This is a genomic window from Epibacterium sp. HA2-3 (genome assembly GCF_055693725.2).
The window spans coordinates 483,335-505,574 of record NZ_JBVFUL020000002.1 but is presented as its reverse complement, the minus strand read 5'-3'; the positions used below and the strand labels follow the sequence as shown (position 1 = coordinate 505,574).

Here is a 22,240-nt window from a genome sequence, read left to right as displayed (position 1 = left end):
ATCTATTTCGGCCGTGGGCTCAGCGCTTTGTGCCCCGGGGCGCTTGTCGGACTATTGCGGGGTTGCTACCTCTTGAGCACACCAAAGGACAGGAGCCCCCATGACACAGCCAGACCTCGACGCCCAGACCCAGATCGAACTGGAAGCGGCCGCCTTTCGCCGCCTGCGTCAACACCTGATGCAGGACCGCACGGATGTGCAGAACATCGACATGATGAATCTCACCGGGTTCTGCCGCAACTGCCTCAGCCGCTGGTACCAAGAAGCGGCCAATGAGAAGGGCATCGAGATGGACAAAGGACAAGCGCGCGAGATTTTCTATGGCATGACCATGGACGACTGGAAGGCCAACTACCAAACCGAGGCGGGCGCCGATAAACAAGAGGCCTTCCAAAAGGCCTTTGCCGAGAATGTCGGCACCGAGAAGGGTTGATTTTCACCTGACAGCGCGCGTGACCGCAGACAGCGCCCCGGTTCGCGACCGGGGCGTTTTTTCTTGCGTGCGGGGGGGGGCGGCTTGCAACTGCACAGGGGCTGTGCGGGCTTGCGCCTATGTTTTGCCGCCCGCTCTGCCTAGCTTTGAGCGTGTTCCTTCATCCTGCGATCCGGGAGAGCTCTCATGACGCGCATGCCCACATTCTTTATCTCTCATGGCGGTGGCCCGTGGCCCTGGTTGCCGGAGTGGCGGGCGCAGTTCGCCCCGCTCGAAGCCTCTCTCAAGGCGATGCCGGATCAGCTGCCGGAGCGCCCCAAAGCAGTGCTGATGATCTCCGGCCATTGGGAGACCGAGGGTTTTGCGGTGATGTCCAGCCCGCAGCCGCCGATGGTTTACGACTACAGCGGTTTTCCCCCCGAGACCTATGAGATCACCTACGCCGCACCCGGCGCGCCGAATTTGGCGGCCCGGACCCAGGATTTGCTGGCGCAGGCAGGGTTGCCGACGCGGCTCGATCCCGAGATCGGCTTTGATCACGGCACCTTTGCCCCGATGGCCGTGATCTACCCGGAGGCCGATGTGCCGCTTTATCAGGTCTCGCTGCAAAAAGCCTATGACCCGGCGGCGCATTTTGCCATGGGGCGCGCCTTGGCGCCGCTGCGCGACGAGGGCGTGGTCATCATCGGCTCTGGGCTCAGCTACCACAATCTGCGCGCCTTTGGCCCCGGTGCGCGGGTGCCGTCAGAAGCGTTTGATGCCTGGCTGAACGATGCGCTGGCATTGGATCCGTCCGCCCGCACCGAGGCGCTGATGAACTGGGAGCAGGCCCCCTATGCGCGCGACTGCCACGCCCAAGAAGATCACCTCGCCCCGATCTTTGCAGCCCTCGGTGCGGCTGAGCAGGACGACATGACCCGGATCTATCACCAGACCGAGATATTCGGCGGTGTGACGGCCTCGGGCTTTCGGTTCGGCTGACATGAAAAAAAGGCCACCCGTCATAGGGTGGCCTTTTGAAGAATTCCGTCAGGTCTTGTGTGGGATCACACAGCCGCCTTGATGCTTTCCTCAAGGTAGATCTCGCGCAGACGTTTGGCGATGGGACCTGGTGTGCCGTCACCGAGGGCCACGCCGTCGATCTCCACAACCGGCATCACAAATGCAGAGGCCGAGGTGGTAAACGCTTCATCCGCAGCTTTGGCTTCGTCGATGGTAAAGAGGCGCTCTTCGACCTTGAGCTGGGCTTCTTCGGCCATGCGCAGAACCGCCTTGCGGGTGATCCCATGCAGGATGTCATTGGACAGCGGGCGGGTGACGATCACGCCATCCTTCACGAAATAGGCGTTGTTGGAGGTGCCCTCGGTCACATGGCCATCCTCGATCATCCAGGCGTCATCGGCACCGGCTTTTTTGGCCATCATCTTGCCCATGGAGGGGTACAACAGCTGCACGGTCTTGATGTCGCGACGGCCCCAGCGGATGTCCTCGATCGAGATGATCTTGGCGCCTTTCTTGGCGGCGGGGCTATCGGCGAGGCCGGGTTTGTTTTGCGTAAACAACACGATGGTCGGTTTTGTATCCTCAGACGGGAACACAAAATCCCGATCCCCGTCCGAGCCGCGCGTGACCTGCAGATAGACCAGACCCTCGTCGATATCATTCAGCTCCACCAGCTTGCGGTGGATCTCAAGGAGTTCCTCCTTGGTGCAGGGCTCGGCCATATCGAGCTCATCCAGCGACCGCTTCAGGCGCACCGCGTGGCCCTCAAAATCGATGAGCTTGCCGCCCAGCACAGAAGTCACCTCATAGACCGCATCCGCCATCAGAAAGCCGCGATCAAAGATAGAGACCTTGGCCTCGGTTTCCGGCAGGTAGTCGCCGTTTACATATACGGTACGGGTCATTCTCGTCTCCTTAGCCCCAGAGCGCGGGCCGTGGGGGGTGGACCCCCTCGGCGTCAAAAGTCAGCGGTTCGGGACGGTCTTCGGCCAGAAGGAGCGGCCCGTCAAGATCTGTCACCAACGCACCCTGTGCCACCAATGTCGCGGGGGCCATCGCGAGCGACGATCCCACCATGCAGCCGACCATCACCTGATAGCCCTCGGCCAGTGCCGCATCGCGCAATTTCAAGGCTTCTGTCAGGCCGCCGGTCTTATCCAGCTTGATGTTCACAACATCATATTTGCCCTTGAGTTTTGGCAGGCTGGCGCAGTCATGCGCGCTCTCATCGGCGCAGACCGGCACCGGACGTTCCATGCCGATCAGCGCCTCATCCTCTCCTGCGGGCAGGGGTTGCTCCACCAGCTCCACCCCAAGGCGCACAAGATGCGGTGCAAGCTCGGCGTAAACCTCAGCCGACCAGCCCTCGTTGGCGTCAATGATGATCCGCGCTTCGGGCGCGCCTGCGCGCACCGCCTCAAGGCGGGGCATATCCTCTGGCGTGCCGAGCTTGATCTTCAACAGCGGACGATGGGCGTTCTCTGCGGCCTGTTTCTGCATCTCCTCCGGAGAGGCAAGCGACAGCGTATAGGCGGTGATCTCGGGTCCCGGCTGAGCCAGACCGGCCAATTCCCAGACCGGCTTGCCGGCCTTTTTGGCCTCCAGATCCCACAGGGCACAATCCACCGCATTGCGCGCCGCCCCTGCTGGCAGCAGGGATTGCAGTTCCGCGCGGGTGAACGTAGCGGGCAGCGCTTCGATCTGAGCCGTCACCGACTCGAGTGTCTCGTCATAGCGCGCATAGGGCACACATTCGCCCCAGCCCACATGATCTCCATCCTCAATCCGAACCGTCAGCACCTTGGCCTCGGTGCGCGACCCGCGCGAGATGGTGAACACTTGCGCCAGTTTGAACACATCGGGGGTGACGGTGATTTTCATGGCTCTCCCTTCGGGCAGCGGCGCCACCCCTTCTTCATCTTCTTGAAAATATCCCCGCCGGAGGCCCCTGCGCGCTCCACAGACGCCTCCGGCCAGAGATGTTAATCAGACCGCAGCAAGCGCGTCCACCAGACGACCGGCGCCGTGGCGATAGGGGTCCACCGCAGGCAGACCCATCCGGCCCTCGACTTCCTTCAGGTAGGCCACGGCCTCCTCCTCACCCAAATGCTGGGTGTTGACGGAAATCCCAACGATCTTGCAGTTCTTGTTGGCCCGTTGCGCCAGCGGCAGGGCCACATCGCGCAATTCCTCAAGCGTGGGCACATCATAATCGGGCAGACCGCGCATATGGGTGCGGGTGGGCTCGTGACAGAGGATCAACGCGTCGGGCTGGCCGCCATGCACCAGCGCCATGGTCACACCGGAATAGGACACATGGAACAGCGAGCCCTGACCCTCGATGAGATCCCAGTGATCGTCATCATTGTCGGGCGTCAGATACTCGATGGACCCTGCCATGAAGTCTGCAATCACCGCGTCCAGCGGCACGCCGTCGCCGGTGATCAGGATGCCGGTCTGACCCGTGGCGCGGAAGGTCGACTTCATGCCGCGGGCCTGCATTTCCTTGTCCATGGCAAGCGCCGTGTACATCTTGCCGACCGAACAATCGGTGCCCACCGCGAGGCAGCGCTTGCCGCGACGCTTGACGCCATCGGCGATCGGATATTGCACAGAAGGCACCCGCACATCATGTAGGGTACGCCCGGTGGCCTCTGCCACGGCGGCCAGATCAGGCTCATCGCGCAAGAGATTGTGCAAGCCGGAGGCAAGGTCGAACCCCTCTTCCAGCGCCTGCACCAGAACTTTCTTCCACTCCTGACTGATCTTGCCGCCTCGGTTGGCGACACCGATCACCAGCGTTTTGGCGCCAGCGGCCTTGGCGTCTTCCAGCGTCATCTCGGTGAGGCCAAGATCCGCGCCACATCCGGGCAAGCTGATCTGGCCCACCGCATGGTCGGGGCGCCAGTCGCGGATGCCGATGGCCACTTTGGCGGCCAGCATGTCGGGCGCGTCGCCGAGGAACAGGAGATAAGGGGTCTCGATCATATCCAGCGTCCTTTTTTGGAATTCGTCAGAGTCCAAAGTAGCTTGCGGCAATCGCGCTGCAACTTCCTGTCTAATTCGCCGATGCAGCGGGGGATTGGGGTGAAATCTTCGAACAATGATCGAATATTACGAAGAATCTCCCGTCATTCGCCGATATGCGCCCAGGATGACGCGCCAGAGTGTCCGTCTCTTTGCGGCTGCGGCATGGGGGTTATGCTGCAGCTGCAAATAGCGCTTGCCAAGCGTGCGGTAACGAAATACCAAAATCACAACGCATTTTGGAATTTAAGAACCCGGAGAACCCAGTATGAGCTTTCGCCCGCAGCCCACGCCCCCGGCCCGCCCCAACCGCTGCCAGCTGTTTGGCCCCGGCTCCAACACAAAACTCTTTGCCAAGATGGCAGCGTCGGCAGCGGATGTGATCAACCTCGATCTCGAAGATTCCGTGGCCCCGTCGGACAAGGATCAGGCCCGCGCCAATGTGATCGACGCTATCAATACGATCGATTGGGGGCGCAAAACCCTGAGCGTGCGCATCAACAGTCTCGACACGCCCTATTGGTACCGCGATGTGGTGGACCTTCTGGAGCAGGCGGGTGATCGGCTCGACCAGATCATGATCCCGAAGGTGGGCTGCGCCGAGGACGTTTATGCCGTCGACGCGCTTGTGACCGCGATCGAACGTGCCAAGGGCCGCCAGAAGCCGATCAGCTTTGAAGTCATTATCGAATCCGCGGCTGGCATCGCCCATGTCGAGGCGATCGCCGCCAGCAGTCCGCGTCTGCAGGCCATGAGCCTCGGCGCGGCGGATTTTGCCGCCTCCATGGGCATGCAGACCACCGGGATCGGCGGCACACAGGAGAATTACTACATGCTCCATGAGGGCGCCAAACATTGGTCCGACCCGTGGCACTGGGCCCAGGCCGCAATTGTCGCCGCCTGCCGCACCCATGGGGTGCTCCCGGTGGACGGGCCTTTTGGGGACTTCTCCGATGACGAAGGGTTCATGGCCCAGGCAAAACGCTCCGCGACGCTGGGCATGGTGGGCAAATGGGCGATCCACCCCAAGCAGATCGCATTGGCGAATGAGGTCTTTACGCCTTCGGATGCTGCCGTTGCCGAGGCGCGCGAAATCCTGGCTGCGATGGAAGAGGCCAAGGCCACAGGCGCCGGCGCAACCGTCTACAAAGGGCGTCTCGTAGACATTGCGTCCATTAAACAGGCCGAAGTCATCGTGGCGCAATCCGACCTCATCGCACAGAACAGCTAAACCCGGCCCAATGCTGTCGGGGCCTGCGCGATACGGCCTCAGGCTTCTTCTAACCAAAAATATCCCGGAGCGCGAGGCAGCGCCTCGCTCCCTTGCGCTCTTCCCCGATAGGAATGGGTTCGGCTCACACGCCGAACCCTTCATCGGAGCGCAAGGCGCAGCGCGTGCCTGCGGGGTCACTGAACTCCGCAGTGCTGCCCCAGGAATGGTGAAGGAGTCGCACCTCCACACCGCGTTGCCGCAGTTTCTCAGAGCTCGCTTGGACATCCGGCACATTGAATCGCAACTTCAGTGGCAGTCTGGCCAGAGCTGCGGCGGGATCGTCTTCGGGTTCGATCATCAAATAGGCGCCGCCCAGATCAAAGGTGCTCAGGGTCTCTCCGGGACGATTGATGCTATGGAGTAATCTCAGTCTCAAGCAATCGCGATAAAAGGTGACGCAGGCCTGATACTGCGTCGTGAACAATATGAGACCCGCTGTGGTGATTTTCATACTGGCTGTCCCCCGAAAATGGTCGTCACGAAAACGAGCCTCGGATCTCAAGCGGGGTTGAGGTCAAGCGTGAAGTCTAAGCGCGAACGACAGGGTGCGCGATCTGTTTGTCTGCGGTGAAGATGACGAGCAGGAGGGCGGAGCGCTCCCGCCCCTTTTAGGGATCAGGGCAAGCCTGATCCAAAAGCGTTGGGCCAAGCCGGGGCCGCGCCGAAGGCGCGGCCCCGGCCCTGCGGCGGCGCGCGCAGCGCGGCGCAATCCCTCAGTCCCAGAGTTTATCAGCAGCACGATGACCGGCGTGCTCCGGGATAGGGCGCCGTATCCGTCTTGCTGTTTGGGTGATCCTCGGATTGGGTGGGGATCTGAATGATGAGGACGACAATTTTGTTGACGATAAGGAGGCGGCGCCGCCAGATCGGAGTTGGACGGGTGTATCCACCCGCGCGCTAAACGTTGTCTCTGCACGCTTCCCGTTCGGGAAAGCCGGTTCCAGGAGGGGCCGGGGTGTCAACCCGGCCGATGATCGCGATCTCTCAGGAGCTTAGCGGCAGTTCAATAGGATTTCCCTGCCAGGGCGTACGGGGGCTGCGCAACACATTCTGCCGCAAGCGCGCTCAGGCGCGCTGATCCTTGGGCGAGCCCATCACCACATAGGTGGTGATCGCAGTCACAAAGGGCGAGGTCCCAAGGATCTCGGTGTGAAACTGCTTGTAGCTTTTGAGGTCGGCGCATTCGACCCGCAAGAGGTATTCGATGGTGCCGGTGATGTTGTGGCACTCCACCACTTCAGGCGCGCTGCGCATGGCGCGCTCAAAGGCTTCCTGCGCCTCTTTGGTGTGCTCTCCGAGCCCCACGCCGATATAGGTGACAAACCCCACGCCCATCGCCTCGCGGTCGAGCACCGCACGATAGCCGGTGATGACGCCGGCGCGTTCAAGCTCCTGAACCCGGCGCAAGCAGGCCGAGGGCGACAGGCCGACCCGGTCCGCCAGCTCGAGATTCGAGATCCGGCCATCGCGGCCCAGTTCTTGCAATATCTGCTGGTTTATTTTGTCAGTCTTCGCCATTTGTTGCAAATAATGCCCGGGCTAACACAAAAACACAATTTCATTTCCGCATCTGCGCCGCAAGATATTGCGCATGATGACCTATGATCTCCTCGCAGCGCTTGCGCTTTTTGCCTTCGTCTCTTCGATCACGCCGGGGCCGAACAACCTGATGCTGATGGCCTCTGGCGCCAATTTTGGCTTTCGGCGCACCATTCCCCATATGCTGGGCGTGGCGCTTGGCTTTGTGTTCATGGTGCTGCTGGTCGGCGCGGGGCTGGTGCAGGTCTTTGATGCCTACCCGGTGAGCTACACCGTGCTCAAAGTTGGCTCGGTGGTCTATCTTCTTTATCTGGCGTGGAAAATCGCCAATGCGGGCGCTGCCAAAACCGGCGCAGACGGGGATGCCGGTACCCCGATGACCTTTCTGCAGGCGGCGGCCTTTCAATGGGTGAATCCCAAGGCCTGGGCGATGGCGCTCACTGCGATCAGCGCCTATACGCCGGATCATACGCTCTGGGCAATTCTGGTTGTGGGGGTGGTTTTTGGGGCGATCAACCTGCCCTCTGTGGGGTCCTGGACCGTGCTTGGGCAGCAGATGGCGCGGTTCTTGACCAGCCCCAAACGACTGACGCTCTTTAACTGGACCATGGCAGTGCTGTTGGTGGCCTCGCTCTATCCGGTGATCTGGCCCAATTGATCTCGCACATCAGGAAAGAATGATCCCCCCAAAGAGGGGTCGCGTGGAACGGGAGCGTGGAGAGCGCCCATCGAGGGCCCCCTGCACGCCTTTTCGCTCTCGCGAAAAGCGGCGCGCTTAACGCAAGGGCAGCACGATTTCCGTAAGCAGTTCTTCGGGGGCGGTGGCGCGGGGATCGTTGAGATAGATCTCATAGCAGGGCTGATCGGCCGGGGTCTCGCCCGATTGCGGCAGCCAGCCACCAAAAAGACTGTCATAGGCCGCTGCAAGCCCCGCATAGGGGCCCTTGAAGGTGAGCACCGCCGCCTTGCCGCCAGGCAGCGCAAAGGGTTCGAGCCCCTCCGGCGTGCCATCGCCGCGATATTCCGCCCCGGCATAACTGCGCAACTGATCTTCGGGCACCTCGCCCGGCGCATCGAGGTACACGCCGAGCACCGGCCCCAGCTGCGGCCAGAGGTTGCGACTGTTGGCGAGCGCTGAAAAATGCTCGAACGCGCGCCCGATCTCGGCATAGGGGCCACGGTGAGGGACGGTGACGAGGTGGCGCGCGGGTTCATCGCGCAGGGTGACATTATGCATTAAAAGCTCCTTTGGATCGCGAAGTGCAAGCGGCGGCAAATGCAGCCCCTTGGCGCGGAAGGCTCCGGGCGCATCGCCATAAGCCGCAGTAAAGGCACGCGAAAAGGAATGTCGGCTGGGGTAGCCCACGGTGGCGGCGATCTCCTCAATCGAGGCATCGGAATGCGCCAGCGCCACGGCAGCGCGGTGCAGCCGGATCCGGCGCACCGATTGGCCGCAGGTCTCGCCGGTGAGGGCGCGAAACACCCGATGCCAGTGAAACCGCGACATTGCCGCCACATCCGCCAGCCGGTCGAGGCTGAGATCCCCGGCCGGGTTGTCGTGAATATACCGGAGCACCCGCAGGATGCGATCCTCGTAACTCTGGGCCATGCTTTGTCCTTTGGTCGTCGTGCCGCCTCGTGATGCCAGAAGCGGGCGTGACAAATCTTGCTGAGTTTGCGCAAGGCCCTCAGGCGACGCATTCTGCACGCTCAACAGTGGCAAAGCCCCGCCGCGACCGCGTAGGAGGGGGTGCATATCCTACACGGAGAGTTGCATCGGACGCAGCGTAAGTCCATATAACGAGCAAACCGTGACAGTAGAGACAGCATGACCCAGTATCTGGAATTCGAAAAACCCCTCGCTGAGATCGAAGGCAAGGCGGAAGAGCTGCGGGCGTTGGCGCGCACCAACGAAGAAATGGATGTGGTGGATGAAGCCGCCGCGCTCGACAAGAAAGCAGCGCAGCTTCTGAAGGATCTCTATGCGGATCTGACCGCGTGGCGCAAATGTCAGGTGGCACGCCACCCTGAGCGGCCCCACTGCAAGGACTATATCGAAAAGCTCTTTACCGAGTACACGCCGCTGGCAGGGGACCGGAATTTTGCCGATGACCTTGCGGTGATGGGCGGTCTTGCGCGCTTTAATGACCAGCCGGTGATGGTGATCGGCCACGAGAAGGGGTCTGACACCAAATCGCGTATCACCCATAACTTTGGCATGGCGCGTCCCGAAGGCTACCGCAAGGCCGTGCGCCTGATGGAGATGGCGGGCCGCTTCGGTCTGCCCGTCGTCACGCTGGTGGATACCACCGGGGCCTACCCCGGCAAGGGGGCCGAAGAGCGCGGCCAGTCCGAGGCGATTGCACGGTCGACCGAGATGAGCCTCAAGATCGGTGTGCCGGTGATTTCCGTGATCATCGGCGAGGGTGGCTCTGGCGGCGCTGTGGCCTTTGCCACCGCCAACCGTGTCGCGATGCTGGAGCATTCGGTCTATTCGGTGATCTCGCCCGAAGGCTGTGCGTCGATCCTTTGGAAAGACGCCGAGAAAATGCGCGAGGCTGCCGAGGCGCTGCGTTTGACCGCGCAGGACCTGAAGGCGCTTGAGGTGGTGGACCGGGTGATCCCCGAACCCCTGGGCGGCGCGCATCGCGATCCCGAAGCCAGCTACCGCGCGGTGGGTGCAGCCATCAGCGAGATGCTGGCGGAAATGAAGGACATGGACGCCAAAGCGCTGATCAAGGATCGGCGCCAGAAATTCCTCGACATCGGGTCGAAGGGCCTGGCCGCCTGATCGCTGCTGAAAATGAATAAGAAATTTAAAGCCCTCGCCCAATTGGCGGGGGCTTTTTGGTGGCGGCGCCGGGCTCAGAGCAGCGGGCGATTGTTCTTGAGATGACGCGCCACCAGCTTGCGCTGCAACTTGCCCGTTGGGATCTGAAACGCGGGCTCAGGGACAAAACCCCAGGTCTGGATCTGCGGAAAGATCGCCAGGATTTCCGCGCGCGCTTCGGCAGGCATTGCCTTGATCGCCTCGGGGCCGGGAAAGAAACTCTCGGTCGGCGCGCCTTCGGCAAAGATCACCTCGTGGCGATCAAAGACAAGGTGGAAATATTCCACATCCTCTTGTGTGTTATCTTCAAAGATCCCCGGCAAGACGGTGAGCTGGTGCGCCGCCAAAAGTACATTGGTCTGGCCAAACATGCGTTCGCAGATTTTCGAAGACACCAGCATGCGATGCTGGCGCGAAACGAGAAGATCGCGTTTTGGCAGGCCGTTGCCCAAGGCACCCGCCACGATCCGCACCGGAGCGAGCTTGGGATTGGCGCGCAGCTCTGCTGGCCGGATCTTGCGACTCATGGGCAGGCGCAGCGGTTTGAAGCTGCCGTCGCTGGTGCGCACCATGGTGCCCGGGCGCAGCATCTCGACCGGCATCAGGCCGTTTTGCGTCTCGATCAGGGTGCCGCGAACAAAGCAGGTGATCGTGCTGTAGAGTGTCGGCGCGGTGGTGTGGCTCTGATAGCTGCCGAGCGTCGCCCCCTCGGTAAAGGCCGATCCCGGCCCGGGGATGAAATACCAGCTATTGTTCACATTGAAAAAATAGAAGGTCTCCACATGAGGAGTGCCGCTGGTGTCGGTAAAGGAGACATTAATGTCATACGGAGCCCCGTTGGTCACATAGGAGGGCCCGCCGTCAATGCTGACGGTTTCGTTGCTATCGCCATTGCCGTTCAGATAAGCGTCGTCATCGGTGATGACCGCTGTGTAGGATGTATTGTACTGGGCGTTATACCCAGTTCCTGACCACCTGAACGCTGTAACCGTATACTGCGCCACTTACTCTCACCTCGTGTAGAGCGACCTGATCCACTGCGGTAGGTCGCCTCAACCCATGCCCAGTTTTATTATTTTCAAAATTGTGGCACAGATTTAGCGATAAAACGACAAAAATTAACCGTGTTGTCCAGCGGGCAGGGGTGGGTTTGTTGTAGGGTGTGGTCGCGATGCACAGGCGAGATTGGCTCCTCTGCGGAGTCAATCTTTGGCGTTCAGAAAGCTCTCGAGCGCCTCAGAGACCTGTTGTGCGGCCTCTTTTCGATCCCCCATCACATTGAGCGCGGCACGCAGATAGACGCCGTCGATCAGGGCGGCAAGCTTGGTCGCAACCGCAGAGGCATCGGGCGTCAGGGCGCGCAAGTCATACATCAGATTGCTGTGCAGCCGTCTTTGATAAAGTTTCATCAAATGTGCGGCCTGCGGGTTGGATTGCGCCAGCGCATAGAAACTGAGCCAGGCCGACATCTTGCGCCGGTCAAACACATGAGCGGCAAAATTGGCGCGGATGATCGCCTCGAGCCGGCCGCGGGGGTCTTTGGCCTTGGCAAGCTCGGCGCGCACATCGGCGGAAAACTCCGCCAGAATGAAGCGCATGGCGGCAATTAGCATCTGCTCCTTGCTGCCAAAGTAGTGATGCGCAAGGCCGCTGCTCATGCCCGCGCGGCGGGCGATCTTGGCCACGGTCACATCGATCGAGCGGGTCTCACCGATCTCGTCGATCACCGCAGAGACCAAGGCGGCGCGGCGCTTGGGCTCCATTCCAAGTTTGGGCATGGCTGTCTCCTGCGTCTGGTGCCTCTTGGACATGACAAGCGCGCCGCAACGGGTCAAGGCCGCTGTCGCGCCCTTGGTACGAAGGTTGCCGTGAGGCAGGAGGTCGCATGGCCACAAGGCCGCGCGGTCCGCGCCGCGCCTGTGGGTCAGCTGAGGCGCGCGCCGCTTGGGTCAAAGACGTAGGATTTGCCTTCGGCGATGCTCAGGCGCAGGCCCTGGCCCGTGCGGATGGCATGCTGCCCAAAGAGCCGCAGGGTGATCTGGTGGCCGTGGCAATCCGCGATGACATTGGTGTCACCGCCGAGGTGTTCAACATGCTTTGACGTCACCTCGAGGAGGCCGGCGTCATCCAACCGGAGATCTTCGGGACGTACGCCAAGCGTGTTGGGGTTGCCATCTTCGAGCAGGGCAGCGGGCAGGAAGTTCATCGCCGGAGAGCCAAGGAAGCCCGCCACAAACTGATTGGCCGGGTTGTTATAAAGCTCCATCGGAGAGCCGATCTGTTCGACACGGCCATCGCGCAGCACCACGATTTTATCCGCAAGGGTCATCGCCTCGGTCTGGTCGTGGGTGACGTAGATCATCGTTGCGCCCAGTTGTTCGTGGAGATTGGCGATCTCCAGCCGCGTGTTCATACGCAGGGCCGCGTCGAGGTTTGAAAGCGGCTCATCAAAGAGGAACAGCTTGGGGTGGCGCACAATGGCGCGGCCAATGGCAACCCGCTGGCGCTGACCGCCCGAGAGTTCCGACGGGAAGCGGTCGAGGTAATCGCCCAGGCTCAGCATGCGGCTGGCTTCGGCCACGCGTTCCTCGATGGTTTCCTTGCTTTCCTTGGCCTGTTTCAGCGCCAGCGACATGTTGTTGCGCACGTTGAGGTGCGGATAGAGCGCGTAAGACTGAAACACCATGGCGATGCCGCGTTTGGAGGGCGGGGTCTGGTTGACCACCTCGCCCGCGATGCACACCTCGCCCGAGGTCACATCCTCAAGTCCCGCGATGGTGCGCAGGAGGGTGGATTTGCCACAGCCCGAGGGGCCGACAAAGACGACGAACTCGCCCTCATCGACCTCGATGTTGATGTCCTTGAGGACATGCACATTGCCGAAGGATTTGTTCACATTGGTCAGGGTCAGCGCGGTCATGGCGTTACCTCATTGAGTTTGACAGGGGCGCCGCTGCGGACGCTTTCATCGGCGGCCAGGCAGATCGCCAGCGACTGCACGGCGTCCTGCGCGTGGCGGGAGAGGTCGAGATCCTCACGGATGGCGCGCAGCATATAGGCCTGTTCGGCGTCACAGAGCGCCTGGTGGCCGGGTTCATCGGGCAGGTCGATCAGCTGGTCGCCCTCGGGACGGTGTACGAGCAGCCCGCCGACGCGGGTATGGCCGTCCACATCCGAAGAGCCGGACTTGTCGGCTTCGGTGATTGAGACTGAGCCTTTGGGGGAGATCACATCTTTGACGAAGAAGGCGGTCTCCGACATCATCGGCCCCCAGCCCGCCTCGTACCAGCCGACAGAGCCATCATCGAATGTGACCTGAAACTGGCCGTAGTTATACATATCGGGCGCGATCTCGTCCGAGAGCCGCAGGCCCATGGCGTTGACCTGAACGGGATTTGCATCGGTGATCTGGCACCAGACATCCATGTAATGCACGCCGCAATCGACGATGGGCGCGGTGGTCTGCATCAGTGCCTTGTGAGTTTCCCACTCCGCGCCCTTGCTTTGCTGGTTGAGGTTCATGCGGAACACATACGGGCCGCCAAGTGCGCGGGATTCCTCAATGAGCCGCACCCACGAGGGGTGGTGGCGCAGGATATAGCCCACGACCAGTTTGCGGTTCTTGGCCTTGGCGGTTGCGACGACCCGGCGGGCGTCCTCGACCGTGGTGGCGAGGGGTTTTTCGACAAACACGTGCGCGTCGGCCTCCATCGCGGCCACGGCATAGTCGGCGTGGCTGTCGGAGTAGGTGGCGACGACCACCAGATCCGGTTTTGTGTCCTCGAGGGCCGCGTGAAAGTCGGTGAAGACCGGATAGCCCTGAAGGTCGGGGTGGTCGACCTGACCTGAGCGATTGACGAGGCCGACAATCTCGGCGCCGTCCTGTTTGTGATGCGCGAGCGCGTGGGAAAGGCCCATATTGCCGAGGCCAGCGATCAGAACACGGGTCATGATGTGGCTCCTTTGCGGTTTGAGCCTTTACGCCCTTCCGCGGTCGGGCACTGCCCTTCTGTGGTGAGACGAGAAACCATCATTTCACCGCACCCGACGTGATGCCGCGAATGAGCTGGCGGGAGAAGATCACATAGAGGATCAGCACCGGCAGGATCGCCATCGACAGCGCCGACAGAACCGCGTTCCAGTCGGTCACGAACTGGCCGATGAACACCTGACTGCCAAGCGTCAGCGTCTTGGTTTCCTCGGCGGGGGCGAGGATCAGCGGGAACCACAGATCGTTCCAGATCGGGATCATGTTGAAGACCGCGACGGTGGACAATGCAGGGCGCACCAAGGGCAGGACCAGCTTGAAGAAGATGGTGAATTCACTGAGCCCGTCGATGCGACCGGCGTTTTTCAGGTCATCACTCACCTGTCGCATGAATTCACTCAGGATGAAGACCGCGAGCGGCAGGCCTTGGGCCGTGTAGACGAGGATCAGCGCCCAGAGCGTGTTCACCAGCCCCGTCGACACCATCATTTCAAGGATCGCCACGGTGCCGATGCGGATCGGGATCATGATCCCGAGCGCGAGATAGAGCCCCATCAGCATATTGCCGCGAAAACGATATTCGCTGAGCGCAAAGGCCGCCATGGCCCCAAACAGCAGGATCAGCGTGAGCGAGCCGACGGTGACGATGAAGGAGTTCTGAAAGTAGAGGAAGAAATCCCCCTGTTTCATCACCGTCTGATAGCCCACGAGGGAGAAGCTGTCCGCATCCGGCAGGGCCAGCGGTTCGCGGAAGATCTTTTTGCGGGTCTTGAAGCTGTTGATCAGGATCACAAAGACCGGAAACAGCGCAATCAAGGTGTAGATGATCAGCGCGCCATGCATTGCAGCCGTGTTGATCGGGTTGGAGCGTGCAGAACTCATGAGTGCCTCCCGTCAGAGCTGGTAGCGGCGCATCCGGGTCTGGATGCCGAAGAGATAAAGACAGACGCCCACAAGGATGATCGCAAACATCGCCCCTGCAATCGCGGACCCCATATGCGGATCGCCAAGTTGCAGCTGGAAGCCAAAGAACGTCCGATACATGAATGTGCCCAGGATGTCGGTGGAGAAATCAGGCCCCGCCAGCGCGCCTTGGGAGGCGTAGATCAGGTCGAAGGCGTTGAAATTGCCCACAAAAGTCAGGATCGAGATGATCCCGATAGAGGGCAGGATCAGCGGTAGTTTGATCTTCCAGAAAGCGGCCATGCCGGTGACGCCGTCAATCTCGCCTGCCTCGAGCATTTCTTCGGGGATCGACAGCAGTGCGGCATAGATCAGCATCATCGGGATGCCGACGAATTGCCACACGGAGATCAGCGCCAGTGTGGTGAGGGCGTATTCTTCCTTGCCAAGCCAGGGCGCAAAGAGCGATTTCAGACCGACCGCATCCAGCATAGAAGGCGCGATGCCCCAGATGGGCGACAGGATGAGCTTCCACGCAAAACCCACGATCACAAAGCTCAGGATCGTCGGGATGAAGATCGCGGAGCGATAGAGTGCCGCAAAGCGCAGGCGCGGATGGCTCAGGAGGGCCGCAAGGGCGATCCCGATGGGATTTTGCACCAGCATGTGAATTAGGAAGAACCAGAAGTTGTTTCCCAGCGCGTTCCAGAATTGCTCTGACCAGATCGGGTCAAAGAACAGCGTGCGGAAATTCTCCAGCCCCACATAGACGCGCTCCTGATCGATCTCCTGAAAGAGAGCGAGGCGCAGCGTGTTGAAGAGGGGGAAGATCATAACCGAGGTGTAGATCAGCACGGCAGGGGCCAGAAAAATGGCGATATGCCAGCGGATGCGGGGCTTTTGCATGGGAACCTCCGGTCCAGTTCCCGGACGCGCGGAGTGGCGCGTCCGGGGATGTTACAACAGTGGTTTGCTTGTCTTTTCGGGGACTTACTGTTGCGGTTCGTACCAGGTTGCGAGACCCGACTGGAGCTTTTCGCCCAGAGCTTCGGGCGTTTCGGTGCCTTTGATTGCGGCAACGGATGCGCCCCAGGTCTCGTTTTCGAGGTTCGGCGTGCCGCGCGACAGGATCTGGTAGGTGGAGCGGATGGTGCTCTCGCACTCGCCACGCCAGCTTACAAATTCCTTGGCCAGCGGATCTTCGAGCTCGACCGGCGCATTGGAGAGCGGGAAGAAGCCGGGCAGAGCGTTGCCGAAGATGTCCGCGAACTCGGGCGATGCGACCCAGGCGAGGAAGGCCTTGGCGGCTTCGGGGTGCTCGGTGGAGGCGTTCATGCCAATACCGATGTCGGTGTGGTCCGAGATATAGCAGGTGTCGCCTGCAGATTTGACCGGAGCCTTGAAGGCGCCCATTTCAAAATCTGCCTGTGCGTTGAAGCCAGAAATTTCCCAGCTGCCCGCGGGATAGATCGCCGCGCGGCCCAGCGTGAAGAGGTTCTGGCTGTCAGGATAGGTCTGCGCCTCATAGCCGTCGCCCAGATAATCCGCCCATTTGGCGAGGGTCGCATAGGGGGCAACCCATTGTTCGTCGGTGAGCTTCTGCTCGCCCGCGATCAGGGCGCGACGGCCTTCTTCGCCTTTCCAGTAGTTCGGGCCGATGTTGTTATAGCCCATGGTGGCGGCTTCCCACTGGTCGTTGGTGCCCATCGCCATCGGGATATAGTTGCCGTCTTCCTTGATGGTCTCAAGCGCGGCAAAGAATTCGTCTTCGGTGGTCGGAACCTCAAGGCCGAGCTCTTCGAAGGCCTCTTTGTTGTAGATGAAGCCGTGGATCACGGAGGCCATCGGCACACAGAAGCTCGCGGAGCCATCGTCGGTCTGCCATGCGGATTTGGCGACGTCAGAGAAGTTGCTCATCGCGTCCATATCATCCAGCGCGGCGAGGTGGCCCGCCTCATAGAGCGCAAGCGAGGCGTCAAACGGGCGGCAGGTGATCAGATCACCAGCAGAGCCTGCGTCCAGCTTGGAGTTCAGGACCGCGTTGTATTCGGTCGGCGCGCTGGGGGTGAATTTCACCTTGATGCCGGGGTTTGCGGCTTCGAATGCGGGGATGATCTTGTCCTGCCAGAGCGTCAGGTCGTCATTGCGCCAGCTTTCCACGGTGAGGGTGACATCCTCGGCCAGTGCGGAAGTGGCCACCAGGGCAGTGCCCGTCAGCGCGGCCATCATAAACTTACTTTTCATCGGTCTTCCTCCTATTGGAATGAATTATTGTTGTTTTTCTTGTGTGTTGAGCGACAGGAGCGCCGGGCGCAGCTTGCCACCAGTTGTCTCCAGGCGCGCGTTGGCGTCTGCGAGGTCGGATGCGCCCGCCGCAATCAGGATGGCGCTTTTTACGTTGCCGTTTGCGGCCTCGATGGCCGCAGTGGCGGTGTCTTCGTCGGCACCGGTGATCCGGGTCACGATCTGGCGGGCGCGGATGCGAAGTTTGATGTTGTCGGCGCGCAAGTTGATCATCATGCCGTCGTGGACATGGCCGAGATCAATCGCCATCAGCGTCGACAGCATATTGAGCGCGATTTTCTGCGCAGTGCCTGCCCCCATGCGGGTAGACCCCGAGACGACTTCGGGCGGGGTCGGCAGAAGGATCGCGTGATCGGCGATGTCCAGCAGTGCAGAATTGGGGTTGTTCGCGATCCCGATGACGCAGGCGCCCTGCGCCTTGGCGCGTTCGGCTCCCGCAACCGTATAGGGTGTGGTGCCGCTGGCGGAGACGCCGATCAGCACATCGTTGGGGCCGATGCTGGACAGCGCGCGTTCGAGGTCTGCGGTCTCATCCTCGGTGCCACCGGGCATCTCTACACCGGTGGGCATGCCACCTGCCATGTGGATGCGCAGCTGTTCTGCCGGGATGGAGAATGTCCCTCCGAGCTCCAGAGCGTCGGCAGCGGCCATGAGGCCCGACGAGCCAGCTGCTGCATAGTGGAGCGTACCGCCCGCCCGGATGGCCTGCGCCATGGCTGTTGCGCCTGAGCAGATGGGATCTGTCGCCGCGCGCGCCGCGCCTGAGGCCTCTTGCTGGGCCTCGGCCAGGATCTCTGCCACCTCGTGCAGGGGGCGGGCGTCGAGGCCCTCGGCTTGGTTGTGCAATTGTTCCGTGGCAGCGGTCGACACGTGATTCCCTCCAGGTTTGCACCAACAATACCCATTTGATACCTTTTGTCCACCATTACGTTTTGGTACGCCTTGGTATCTTAATTTTACCTTTGAAATCGCCGGTTTCAACGATTTTGCCGGTATTTCTTGTGCAGTTGGTCCTGTTTCTATCTTCCAAAAACCGTTTTGGTATCGTAATGGTATTTTCATGACGGATGCATTGAAAACCTCTGTTCTGGCTCTTGATGGCGGCGGCACGCGGTGCCGACTGGCGCTCTGCGATGGTCATTCTGTCATCGCGGTAGAGACGGGGTCGGCGAATATTTCCACCGATATGGCGGGGGCCGTGGCGCAGGTGCGTGACGGGCTGGAGCAGCTTGCGGTCAAGAGTGGCGCGCCGGTCGAGGTGCTGGCCATGTGCCCGATTTATATCGGGATTGCTGGGGTGACGGGACCCGAGATCGCCGGGCGGTTTGCCGAGGCACTTCCTTTTGAGCGGGTGCGCGTGACCGATGATCGCCCCACGGCGCTTGCGGGTGCCCTTGGCGGAGCGGACGGGCTGATCGCGCATTGCGGCACCGGGTCGTTTTTTGCGGCGCAAATCGACGGGCGCTCTCGATTCGCGGGCGGTTGGGGGTCGGTGCTGGGCGATCCGGCTTCGGCGCAATGGGTCGGGCGACGTGCGCTCGCCTGTACCCTCGAGGAGGTCGATCAGCTGCGAGAGGTTTCCGAACTGGGGGCGCATCTTCTGGCGCGGTTTGGCGGATCGGCTGAAATTGTCGCCTTTGCGGTCACGGCGCGGCCTGCGGATTTTGGCCGGGTGGCCCCGGATGTGACAGCCTTTGCCGCCATGGGCGACCCGCTGGCGGTCGAGATCCTGACCGATGCCGCCCATGAGATTGCCATCACATTGCACAAGATGGGCTGGAAGGCGGGGTTGCCGCTGTGTCTGACCGGCGGCATTGCGCCGCAGTTTCGCGCCTATCTGCCCCCAGCGATGCAAGAGGCCTGCATTGCGCCACGCGGCACGCCGCTCGATGGGGCGATCGCGCTCGCCCATGACTTTGCCCGGGAGGTCCGAGATGACGATCACTGAGTTCCTGAAGCCTGAAAGCTGGTTCGATCAGGGCGCGGGGCCGCGCTATGTCCAGCTGCGCCGCCGCCTTGAGGATGCGATCCAGTCCGGTGTTCTGCCGCCCAACAGCTCTTTGCCGCCAGAGCGCGAGATTGCCGAGATCACCGATATGTCGCGCGTCACCGTGCGCAAGGCGATGCAGGAACTGGTGCAGCAAGGCGCGATCGAGCAGCGGCAGGGATCTGGCTCTTTTGTGCGTGAGAGCACGGCCCGGGTCGAACAATCCCTGCGCCATCTGACGTCCTTTACCGAGGACATGCAGGAACGCGGGATGGAGACCACGTCGAAATGGCTGGAGCGGGGGGTTTTTATGCCCACCGAAGAAGAGATCTCCGTGCTGGGTCTCGGCGCTGAGGAGTCTGTGGCGCGGATCTACCGTCTGCGTGAGGCGGGCGGGCAGCCGATGGCGCTGGAACGGGCAGCGCTGCCGCTCAGTATTCTGCCCAATCCGCTCGAGGTGACGTCTTCGCTCTATGCAACGCTTGGCCAGATCGGGCATCGCCCGGTGCGGGCGGTGCAAAAGATCTCTGCGCTCAATCTGGATTCGAATGACGCCAAACTCTTGAACGTGGCCGAAGGCACTGCCGGGCTGCGCATCCAGCGGGTGTCCTTTCTCGAAGACGGTCGCGTCGCGGAGCTGACGCGCTCGCTGTATCGCGGCGACGCCTATGACTTTGTCGCGGAGTTGCAGCTATCGGGCTGATCGCCCTGAGCACTGTGCCCGCGGTTTCACATCTACCCTCAACAACTGATCTGCTCAGTGAAAGGTATTGAACCATGAACGCCCCTCAAACGCAGATGCGTCGAGAAATCAACGAGATCCCGGACGCGGTCGAGCGTCTCCTCACCGAAGGTGCCGGCGCGGTTGCGGCCACCGCGGCCGATATTCGCGACCTGCAGCCAAGCTATCTCTTGTCGGTGGCGCGGGGGTCTTCGGATCATGCGTCGGCCTATCTGAAATATGCCAGCGAGTTGCTTCTGGGTCTGCCGATGGCCTCGGTGGGGCCCTCGGTGAAATCCATCTATGGCGTTGACCTCCATTGCAAAGGCGCGCTGAGCATCTCTGTGTCGCAGTCGGGCAAAAGCCCCGACATCGTGCAGCTGACCTCGGCGTTTCGCGACAAGGGGGCCTATACGGTGGCGATCACCAATGACGCTGGATCACCCCTGGCGGAAACGGCTGCAGCGGTTCTGCCGATCCATGCCGGGCCTGAGCTGAGTGTTGCGGCCACCAAGACCTTTGTCACGTCACTGGTGGCGGGGCTCTGGGTCTTGGCAGAGGTCAAACAGGACGCCGCCCTCCTCGAGGCGATCCTGCGCCTGCCGGGACATCTGGCCAAGGCCAAGGATTGCGACTGGAGTGCGGCCATTGAGGCCATCGACGGTCAGTCGCTCTACACGCTCGGGCGCGGCCCAAGCTGGGCGATCTCGAATGAGGCGGCGCTGAAGTTCAAGGAAACCTGCCAGATCCACGCCGAGAGCTACTCGGCGGCAGAAGTGTTGCATGGCCCGGTGTCGATTGTGGGTGAGAACTTTCCGGTGATCGCCTTTGCCGCCGCCGACGCCGCCGAAGAGAGCGTGGGCGAGATGGTTGCCGCACTGGGGGACAAGGGTGCGCGGGTCTTCGCCACCACCCACAAGGCCAAGGGCGCAGAGGTGCTGCCGCATGTGCGCACGGACCACTGGATCACCGATCCGATTGCCTCGATCGTATCGTTCTATGGCATGGTCGAAGCCGTCGCGGCCCGCCGCGGTGTGAACCCGGATGCGCCGCGGCATCTGAACAAGGTGACGGAAACCGTATGATGCATCCCCTTACGACCTACCTCGGCGGGCCGATCTTTGATGGCAAGCACGTGCTGCAAGGCTTTGGCGCGCAGTTTCGCGAGGGCGCGCTTGTGGCGCTTGCCCCGGTGGCGGAGCTGCAAGAGCAGGGGGAGGTGATTGACCTAGGTGGGGACCTTCTGTCGCCCGGCTATGTCGACCTGCAAGTCAACGGCGGCGGGGGGGTGATGCTGGGCGATGCGCCCAATGTCGAGACCATTCGCAAGATCTGCGCGGCGCATCGCAGCCTGGGTGCCACCACGATCCTGCCGACGCTGATCACCGACACCGCCGAAAAGACCCGTGCGACACTTGAGGCTGGGATTGCCGCGCATGAGGCCGGCGTGCGTGGGTTTGGCGGGGTGCATCTGGAAGGTCCACATCTGTCGGTTGCTCGCAAGGGCGCCCATGACGCCAACCTGATCCGCGCAATGGATGACAGCGACCTAGCTGCGATCTGCACGGCGGCTGCACGCTTGCCCAAGCTGAAGGTCACGGTGGCGGCAGAAAGCGTCACCCCGGAGCAGGTGACGCGGATGGTCGAAGCGGGTGTGCTGGTATCGCTTGGTCACACGGATGCGCCCTTTGACACCTGCGTGGACTATGTGCGGGCTGGTGCGTGCTGTGCCACCCATCTGTTCAACGCCATGAGCCAGCTTGGCAACCGGGCGCCGGGGCTGGTCGGAGCGGTGCTTGATACCGCAGAGCTTTCGGCGGGTGTGATTGCGGATGGGATCCATGTGCATCCTGCAAGCCTGCGCGCCGCCTGGCAGGCAAAGCGACGTGGGCCTGGGCACCTGTTCCTCGTCTCGGACGCGATGGCAGTTGCCGGGACCGAGGATCGCGAATTCCTGCTCGAAGGCCGCCGGATCACGCGTAGTGACGGACGGCTGTGCCTGTCGGATGGGACTTTGGCCGGTGCGGATCTTGATCTGACCACGGCCCTGCGGGTTCTGGTCAGCCAATGCGATGTGCCGCTCGCCGAGGGGCTAGGGGCGGCAACATCCGTGCCTGCCGCCCTGATCGGCAAGTCGGTGGATCTGACGCAGCCGGGACAGAAGCAGGTGGATATGATCCGCATCAAGCCGGATCTCAGCGCCGCCGCGCCGGTACTGCCCTAAGCGCAACGG

Annotated in this window: 23 protein-coding genes; 9 read left to right on the top strand and 14 right to left on the bottom strand. The window is 61.6% G+C overall.

What is annotated here, in order from left to right; genetic code table 11:
* The first annotated feature begins 100 nt into the window (after positions 1 to 100).
* A complete protein-coding gene (locus ACZ1HH_RS16920) occupies positions 101 to 433 on the top strand; it encodes a DUF1244 domain-containing protein (protein WP_011536790.1) in 333 nt (110 codons plus the stop codon).
* A gap of 186 nt (positions 434 to 619) precedes the next feature.
* Entirely contained in the window at positions 620 to 1,414 is a 795-nt protein-coding gene (locus tag ACZ1HH_RS16915; protein WP_472635448.1) for a DODA-type extradiol aromatic ring-opening family dioxygenase, read from the top strand.
* Positions 1,415 to 1,479: 65 nt separating this feature from the next.
* Here ACZ1HH_RS16915 and ACZ1HH_RS16910 read toward each other — a convergent pair whose 3' ends face one another.
* The 3 genes from ACZ1HH_RS16910 to dgcN all read right to left on the bottom strand — a co-directional run bounded on the left by ACZ1HH_RS16910 (position 1,480) and on the right by dgcN (position 4,423).
* Positions 1,480 to 2,340: a D-amino-acid transaminase gene (locus tag ACZ1HH_RS16910; RefSeq protein ID WP_011536788.1), complete on the bottom strand. Its 861-nt coding sequence runs from the start codon at positions 2,338 to 2,340 to the stop codon at positions 1,480 to 1,482.
* Positions 2,341 to 2,350: 10 nt separating this feature from the next.
* Positions 2,351 to 3,316: an N-acetyl-D-Glu racemase DgcA gene (dgcA, locus tag ACZ1HH_RS16905; RefSeq protein WP_487320453.1), complete on the bottom strand. Its 966-nt coding sequence runs from the start codon at positions 3,314 to 3,316 to the stop codon at positions 2,351 to 2,353.
* Between the two features lie 105 nt (positions 3,317 to 3,421).
* On the bottom strand, positions 3,422 to 4,423 hold the full coding sequence (gene dgcN / locus ACZ1HH_RS16900; protein ID WP_011536786.1) for an N-acetyltransferase DgcN: 1,002 nt from the start codon (positions 4,421 to 4,423) through the stop codon (positions 3,422 to 3,424).
* A 307-nt stretch (positions 4,424 to 4,730) separates the two neighbouring features.
* Between dgcN and ACZ1HH_RS16895 the strand changes: the two genes are divergently transcribed.
* Complete coding sequence (locus ACZ1HH_RS16895) at positions 4,731 to 5,693, top strand: L-malyl-CoA/beta-methylmalyl-CoA lyase (protein ID WP_416369885.1); 963 nt, start codon at positions 4,731 to 4,733, stop codon at positions 5,691 to 5,693.
* A 124-nt stretch (positions 5,694 to 5,817) separates the two neighbouring features.
* Here ACZ1HH_RS16895 and ACZ1HH_RS16890 read toward each other — a convergent pair whose 3' ends face one another.
* Together ACZ1HH_RS16890 and ACZ1HH_RS16885 are read right to left on the bottom strand one after the other, a co-directional pair.
* Positions 5,818 to 6,186: a VOC family protein gene (locus ACZ1HH_RS16890; RefSeq protein ID WP_472635447.1), complete on the bottom strand. Its 369-nt coding sequence runs from the start codon at positions 6,184 to 6,186 to the stop codon at positions 5,818 to 5,820.
* A 614-nt stretch (positions 6,187 to 6,800) separates the two neighbouring features.
* A complete protein-coding gene (locus tag ACZ1HH_RS16885) occupies positions 6,801 to 7,253 on the bottom strand; it encodes an Lrp/AsnC family transcriptional regulator (RefSeq protein WP_011536783.1) in 453 nt (150 codons plus the stop codon).
* Between the two features lie 76 nt (positions 7,254 to 7,329).
* On the opposite strand from ACZ1HH_RS16885, the gene ACZ1HH_RS16880 reads away from it, so the two are divergent.
* Positions 7,330 to 7,932, top strand: coding sequence for a LysE family translocator (locus ACZ1HH_RS16880; RefSeq protein ID WP_044026525.1), 603 nt, complete (start codon positions 7,330 to 7,332; stop codon positions 7,930 to 7,932).
* A 117-nt stretch (positions 7,933 to 8,049) separates the two neighbouring features.
* On the opposite strand, the gene ACZ1HH_RS16875 is transcribed toward ACZ1HH_RS16880, so the two are convergent.
* On the bottom strand, positions 8,050 to 8,883 hold the full coding sequence (locus ACZ1HH_RS16875) for an AraC family transcriptional regulator (RefSeq protein WP_416369888.1): 834 nt from the start codon (positions 8,881 to 8,883) through the stop codon (positions 8,050 to 8,052).
* 219 nt (positions 8,884 to 9,102) lie between these two features.
* On the opposite strand from ACZ1HH_RS16875, the gene ACZ1HH_RS16870 reads away from it, so the two are divergent.
* The gene (locus ACZ1HH_RS16870) at positions 9,103 to 10,065 is read left to right on the top strand and encodes an acetyl-CoA carboxylase carboxyltransferase subunit alpha (RefSeq protein ID WP_416369889.1); all 963 of its coding nucleotides are present in this window, start codon (positions 9,103 to 9,105) and stop codon (positions 10,063 to 10,065) included.
* Between the two features lie 74 nt (positions 10,066 to 10,139).
* On the opposite strand, the gene ACZ1HH_RS16865 is transcribed toward ACZ1HH_RS16870, so the two are convergent.
* The 8 genes from ACZ1HH_RS16865 to ACZ1HH_RS16830 all read right to left on the bottom strand — a co-directional run bounded on the left by ACZ1HH_RS16865 (position 10,140) and on the right by ACZ1HH_RS16830 (position 18,169).
* Entirely contained in the window at positions 10,140 to 11,108 is a 969-nt protein-coding gene (locus ACZ1HH_RS16865) for a Hint domain-containing protein (RefSeq protein ID WP_472635446.1), read from the bottom strand.
* Between the two features lie 198 nt (positions 11,109 to 11,306).
* The gene (gene betI / locus ACZ1HH_RS16860; protein ID WP_472635445.1) at positions 11,307 to 11,882 is read right to left on the bottom strand and encodes a choline-binding transcriptional repressor BetI; all 576 of its coding nucleotides are present in this window, start codon (positions 11,880 to 11,882) and stop codon (positions 11,307 to 11,309) included.
* 146 nt (positions 11,883 to 12,028) lie between these two features.
* Positions 12,029 to 13,024, bottom strand: a complete 996-nt coding sequence (locus ACZ1HH_RS16855; protein WP_011536777.1) for an ABC transporter ATP-binding protein — start codon at positions 13,022 to 13,024, stop codon at positions 12,029 to 12,031.
* Complete coding sequence (locus tag ACZ1HH_RS16850; RefSeq protein ID WP_472635444.1) at positions 13,021 to 14,055, bottom strand: Gfo/Idh/MocA family protein; 1,035 nt, start codon at positions 14,053 to 14,055, stop codon at positions 13,021 to 13,023. The genes ACZ1HH_RS16855 and ACZ1HH_RS16850 overlap by 4 nt, the downstream gene beginning before the upstream one ends.
* 79 nt (positions 14,056 to 14,134) lie before the next feature.
* Positions 14,135 to 14,974: a carbohydrate ABC transporter permease gene (locus tag ACZ1HH_RS16845; protein ID WP_472635443.1), complete on the bottom strand. Its 840-nt coding sequence runs from the start codon at positions 14,972 to 14,974 to the stop codon at positions 14,135 to 14,137.
* Positions 14,975 to 14,986: 12 nt separating this feature from the next.
* Positions 14,987 to 15,901 carry a carbohydrate ABC transporter permease gene (locus ACZ1HH_RS16840; protein ID WP_472635442.1) on the bottom strand — a complete coding sequence of 305 codons (915 nt, stop codon included), beginning with the start codon at positions 15,899 to 15,901 and terminating at the stop codon, positions 14,987 to 14,989.
* Positions 15,902 to 15,985: 84 nt separating this feature from the next.
* Positions 15,986 to 17,239 (bottom strand): ABC transporter substrate-binding protein, encoded by a 1,254-nt coding sequence (locus tag ACZ1HH_RS16835; protein WP_416369892.1) that lies wholly within the window; start codon positions 17,237 to 17,239, stop codon positions 15,986 to 15,988.
* 24 nt (positions 17,240 to 17,263) lie between these two features.
* Positions 17,264 to 18,169 (bottom strand): N-acetylmuramic acid 6-phosphate etherase, encoded by a 906-nt coding sequence (locus ACZ1HH_RS16830; RefSeq protein WP_472635441.1) that lies wholly within the window; start codon positions 18,167 to 18,169, stop codon positions 17,264 to 17,266.
* 190 nt (positions 18,170 to 18,359) lie between these two features.
* On the opposite strand from ACZ1HH_RS16830, the gene ACZ1HH_RS16825 reads away from it, so the two are divergent.
* The 4 genes from ACZ1HH_RS16825 (at position 18,360) to nagA (ending at position 22,231) form a co-directional block, all read left to right on the top strand.
* Entirely contained in the window at positions 18,360 to 19,247 is an 888-nt protein-coding gene (locus ACZ1HH_RS16825; RefSeq protein ID WP_472635440.1) for a glucosamine kinase nucleotide-binding domain-containing protein, read from the top strand.
* Entirely contained in the window at positions 19,234 to 19,989 is a 756-nt protein-coding gene (locus tag ACZ1HH_RS16820) for a GntR family transcriptional regulator (protein ID WP_472635439.1), read from the top strand. Before ACZ1HH_RS16825 ends, ACZ1HH_RS16820 begins: the two co-directional genes overlap by 14 nt.
* Positions 19,990 to 20,063: 74 nt before the next feature.
* A complete protein-coding gene (locus ACZ1HH_RS16815) occupies positions 20,064 to 21,092 on the top strand; it encodes an SIS domain-containing protein (protein ID WP_472635438.1) in 1,029 nt (342 codons plus the stop codon).
* Positions 21,089 to 22,231 (top strand): N-acetylglucosamine-6-phosphate deacetylase, encoded by a 1,143-nt coding sequence (nagA, locus tag ACZ1HH_RS16810; RefSeq protein ID WP_487320452.1) that lies wholly within the window; start codon positions 21,089 to 21,091, stop codon positions 22,229 to 22,231. Before ACZ1HH_RS16815 ends, nagA begins: the two co-directional genes overlap by 4 nt.
* The last annotated feature ends 9 nt before the right edge of the window (positions 22,232 to 22,240 follow it).

What these genes read in the sequence shown, in the direction of transcription:
- dgcA (WP_487320453.1), bottom strand. Translation starts at nt 3,316, where the DNA reads ATGAAAATCACCGTCACCCCCGATGTGTTCAAACTGGCGCAAGTGTTC.
- ACZ1HH_RS16815 (WP_472635438.1), top strand. Translation starts at nt 20,064, where the DNA reads ATGAACGCCCCTCAAACGCAGATGCGTCGAGAAATCAACGAGATCCCG.
- ACZ1HH_RS16840 (WP_472635442.1), bottom strand. Translation starts at nt 15,901, where the DNA reads ATGCAAAAGCCCCGCATCCGCTGGCATATCGCCATTTTTCTGGCCCCT.
- ACZ1HH_RS16915 (WP_472635448.1), top strand. Translation starts at nt 620, where the DNA reads ATGACGCGCATGCCCACATTCTTTATCTCTCATGGCGGTGGCCCGTGG.
- ACZ1HH_RS16885 (WP_011536783.1), bottom strand. Translation starts at nt 7,253, where the DNA reads ATGGCGAAGACTGACAAAATAAACCAGCAGATATTGCAAGAACTGGGC.
- ACZ1HH_RS16895 (WP_416369885.1), top strand. Translation starts at nt 4,731, where the DNA reads ATGAGCTTTCGCCCGCAGCCCACGCCCCCGGCCCGCCCCAACCGCTGC.
- ACZ1HH_RS16820 (WP_472635439.1), top strand. Translation starts at nt 19,234, where the DNA reads ATGACGATCACTGAGTTCCTGAAGCCTGAAAGCTGGTTCGATCAGGGC.
- ACZ1HH_RS16875 (WP_416369888.1), bottom strand. Translation starts at nt 8,883, where the DNA reads ATGGCCCAGAGTTACGAGGATCGCATCCTGCGGGTGCTCCGGTATATT.
- ACZ1HH_RS16910 (WP_011536788.1), bottom strand. Translation starts at nt 2,340, where the DNA reads ATGACCCGTACCGTATATGTAAACGGCGACTACCTGCCGGAAACCGAG.
- ACZ1HH_RS16890 (WP_472635447.1), bottom strand. Translation starts at nt 6,186, where the DNA reads ATGAAAATCACCACAGCGGGTCTCATATTGTTCACGACGCAGTATCAG.
- ACZ1HH_RS16920 (WP_011536790.1), top strand. Translation starts at nt 101, where the DNA reads ATGACACAGCCAGACCTCGACGCCCAGACCCAGATCGAACTGGAAGCG.
- ACZ1HH_RS16880 (WP_044026525.1), top strand. Translation starts at nt 7,330, where the DNA reads ATGACCTATGATCTCCTCGCAGCGCTTGCGCTTTTTGCCTTCGTCTCT.
- betI (WP_472635445.1), bottom strand. Translation starts at nt 11,882, where the DNA reads ATGCCCAAACTTGGAATGGAGCCCAAGCGCCGCGCCGCCTTGGTCTCT.
- ACZ1HH_RS16835 (WP_416369892.1), bottom strand. Translation starts at nt 17,239, where the DNA reads ATGAAAAGTAAGTTTATGATGGCCGCGCTGACGGGCACTGCCCTGGTG.
- ACZ1HH_RS16845 (WP_472635443.1), bottom strand. Translation starts at nt 14,974, where the DNA reads ATGAGTTCTGCACGCTCCAACCCGATCAACACGGCTGCAATGCATGGC.
- ACZ1HH_RS16850 (WP_472635444.1), bottom strand. Translation starts at nt 14,055, where the DNA reads ATGACCCGTGTTCTGATCGCTGGCCTCGGCAATATGGGCCTTTCCCAC.
- ACZ1HH_RS16870 (WP_416369889.1), top strand. Translation starts at nt 9,103, where the DNA reads ATGACCCAGTATCTGGAATTCGAAAAACCCCTCGCTGAGATCGAAGGC.
- nagA (WP_487320452.1), top strand. Translation starts at nt 21,089, where the DNA reads ATGATGCATCCCCTTACGACCTACCTCGGCGGGCCGATCTTTGATGGC.
- dgcN (WP_011536786.1), bottom strand. Translation starts at nt 4,423, where the DNA reads ATGATCGAGACCCCTTATCTCCTGTTCCTCGGCGACGCGCCCGACATG.
- ACZ1HH_RS16825 (WP_472635440.1), top strand. Translation starts at nt 18,360, where the DNA reads ATGACGGATGCATTGAAAACCTCTGTTCTGGCTCTTGATGGCGGCGGC.
- ACZ1HH_RS16855 (WP_011536777.1), bottom strand. Translation starts at nt 13,024, where the DNA reads ATGACCGCGCTGACCCTGACCAATGTGAACAAATCCTTCGGCAATGTG.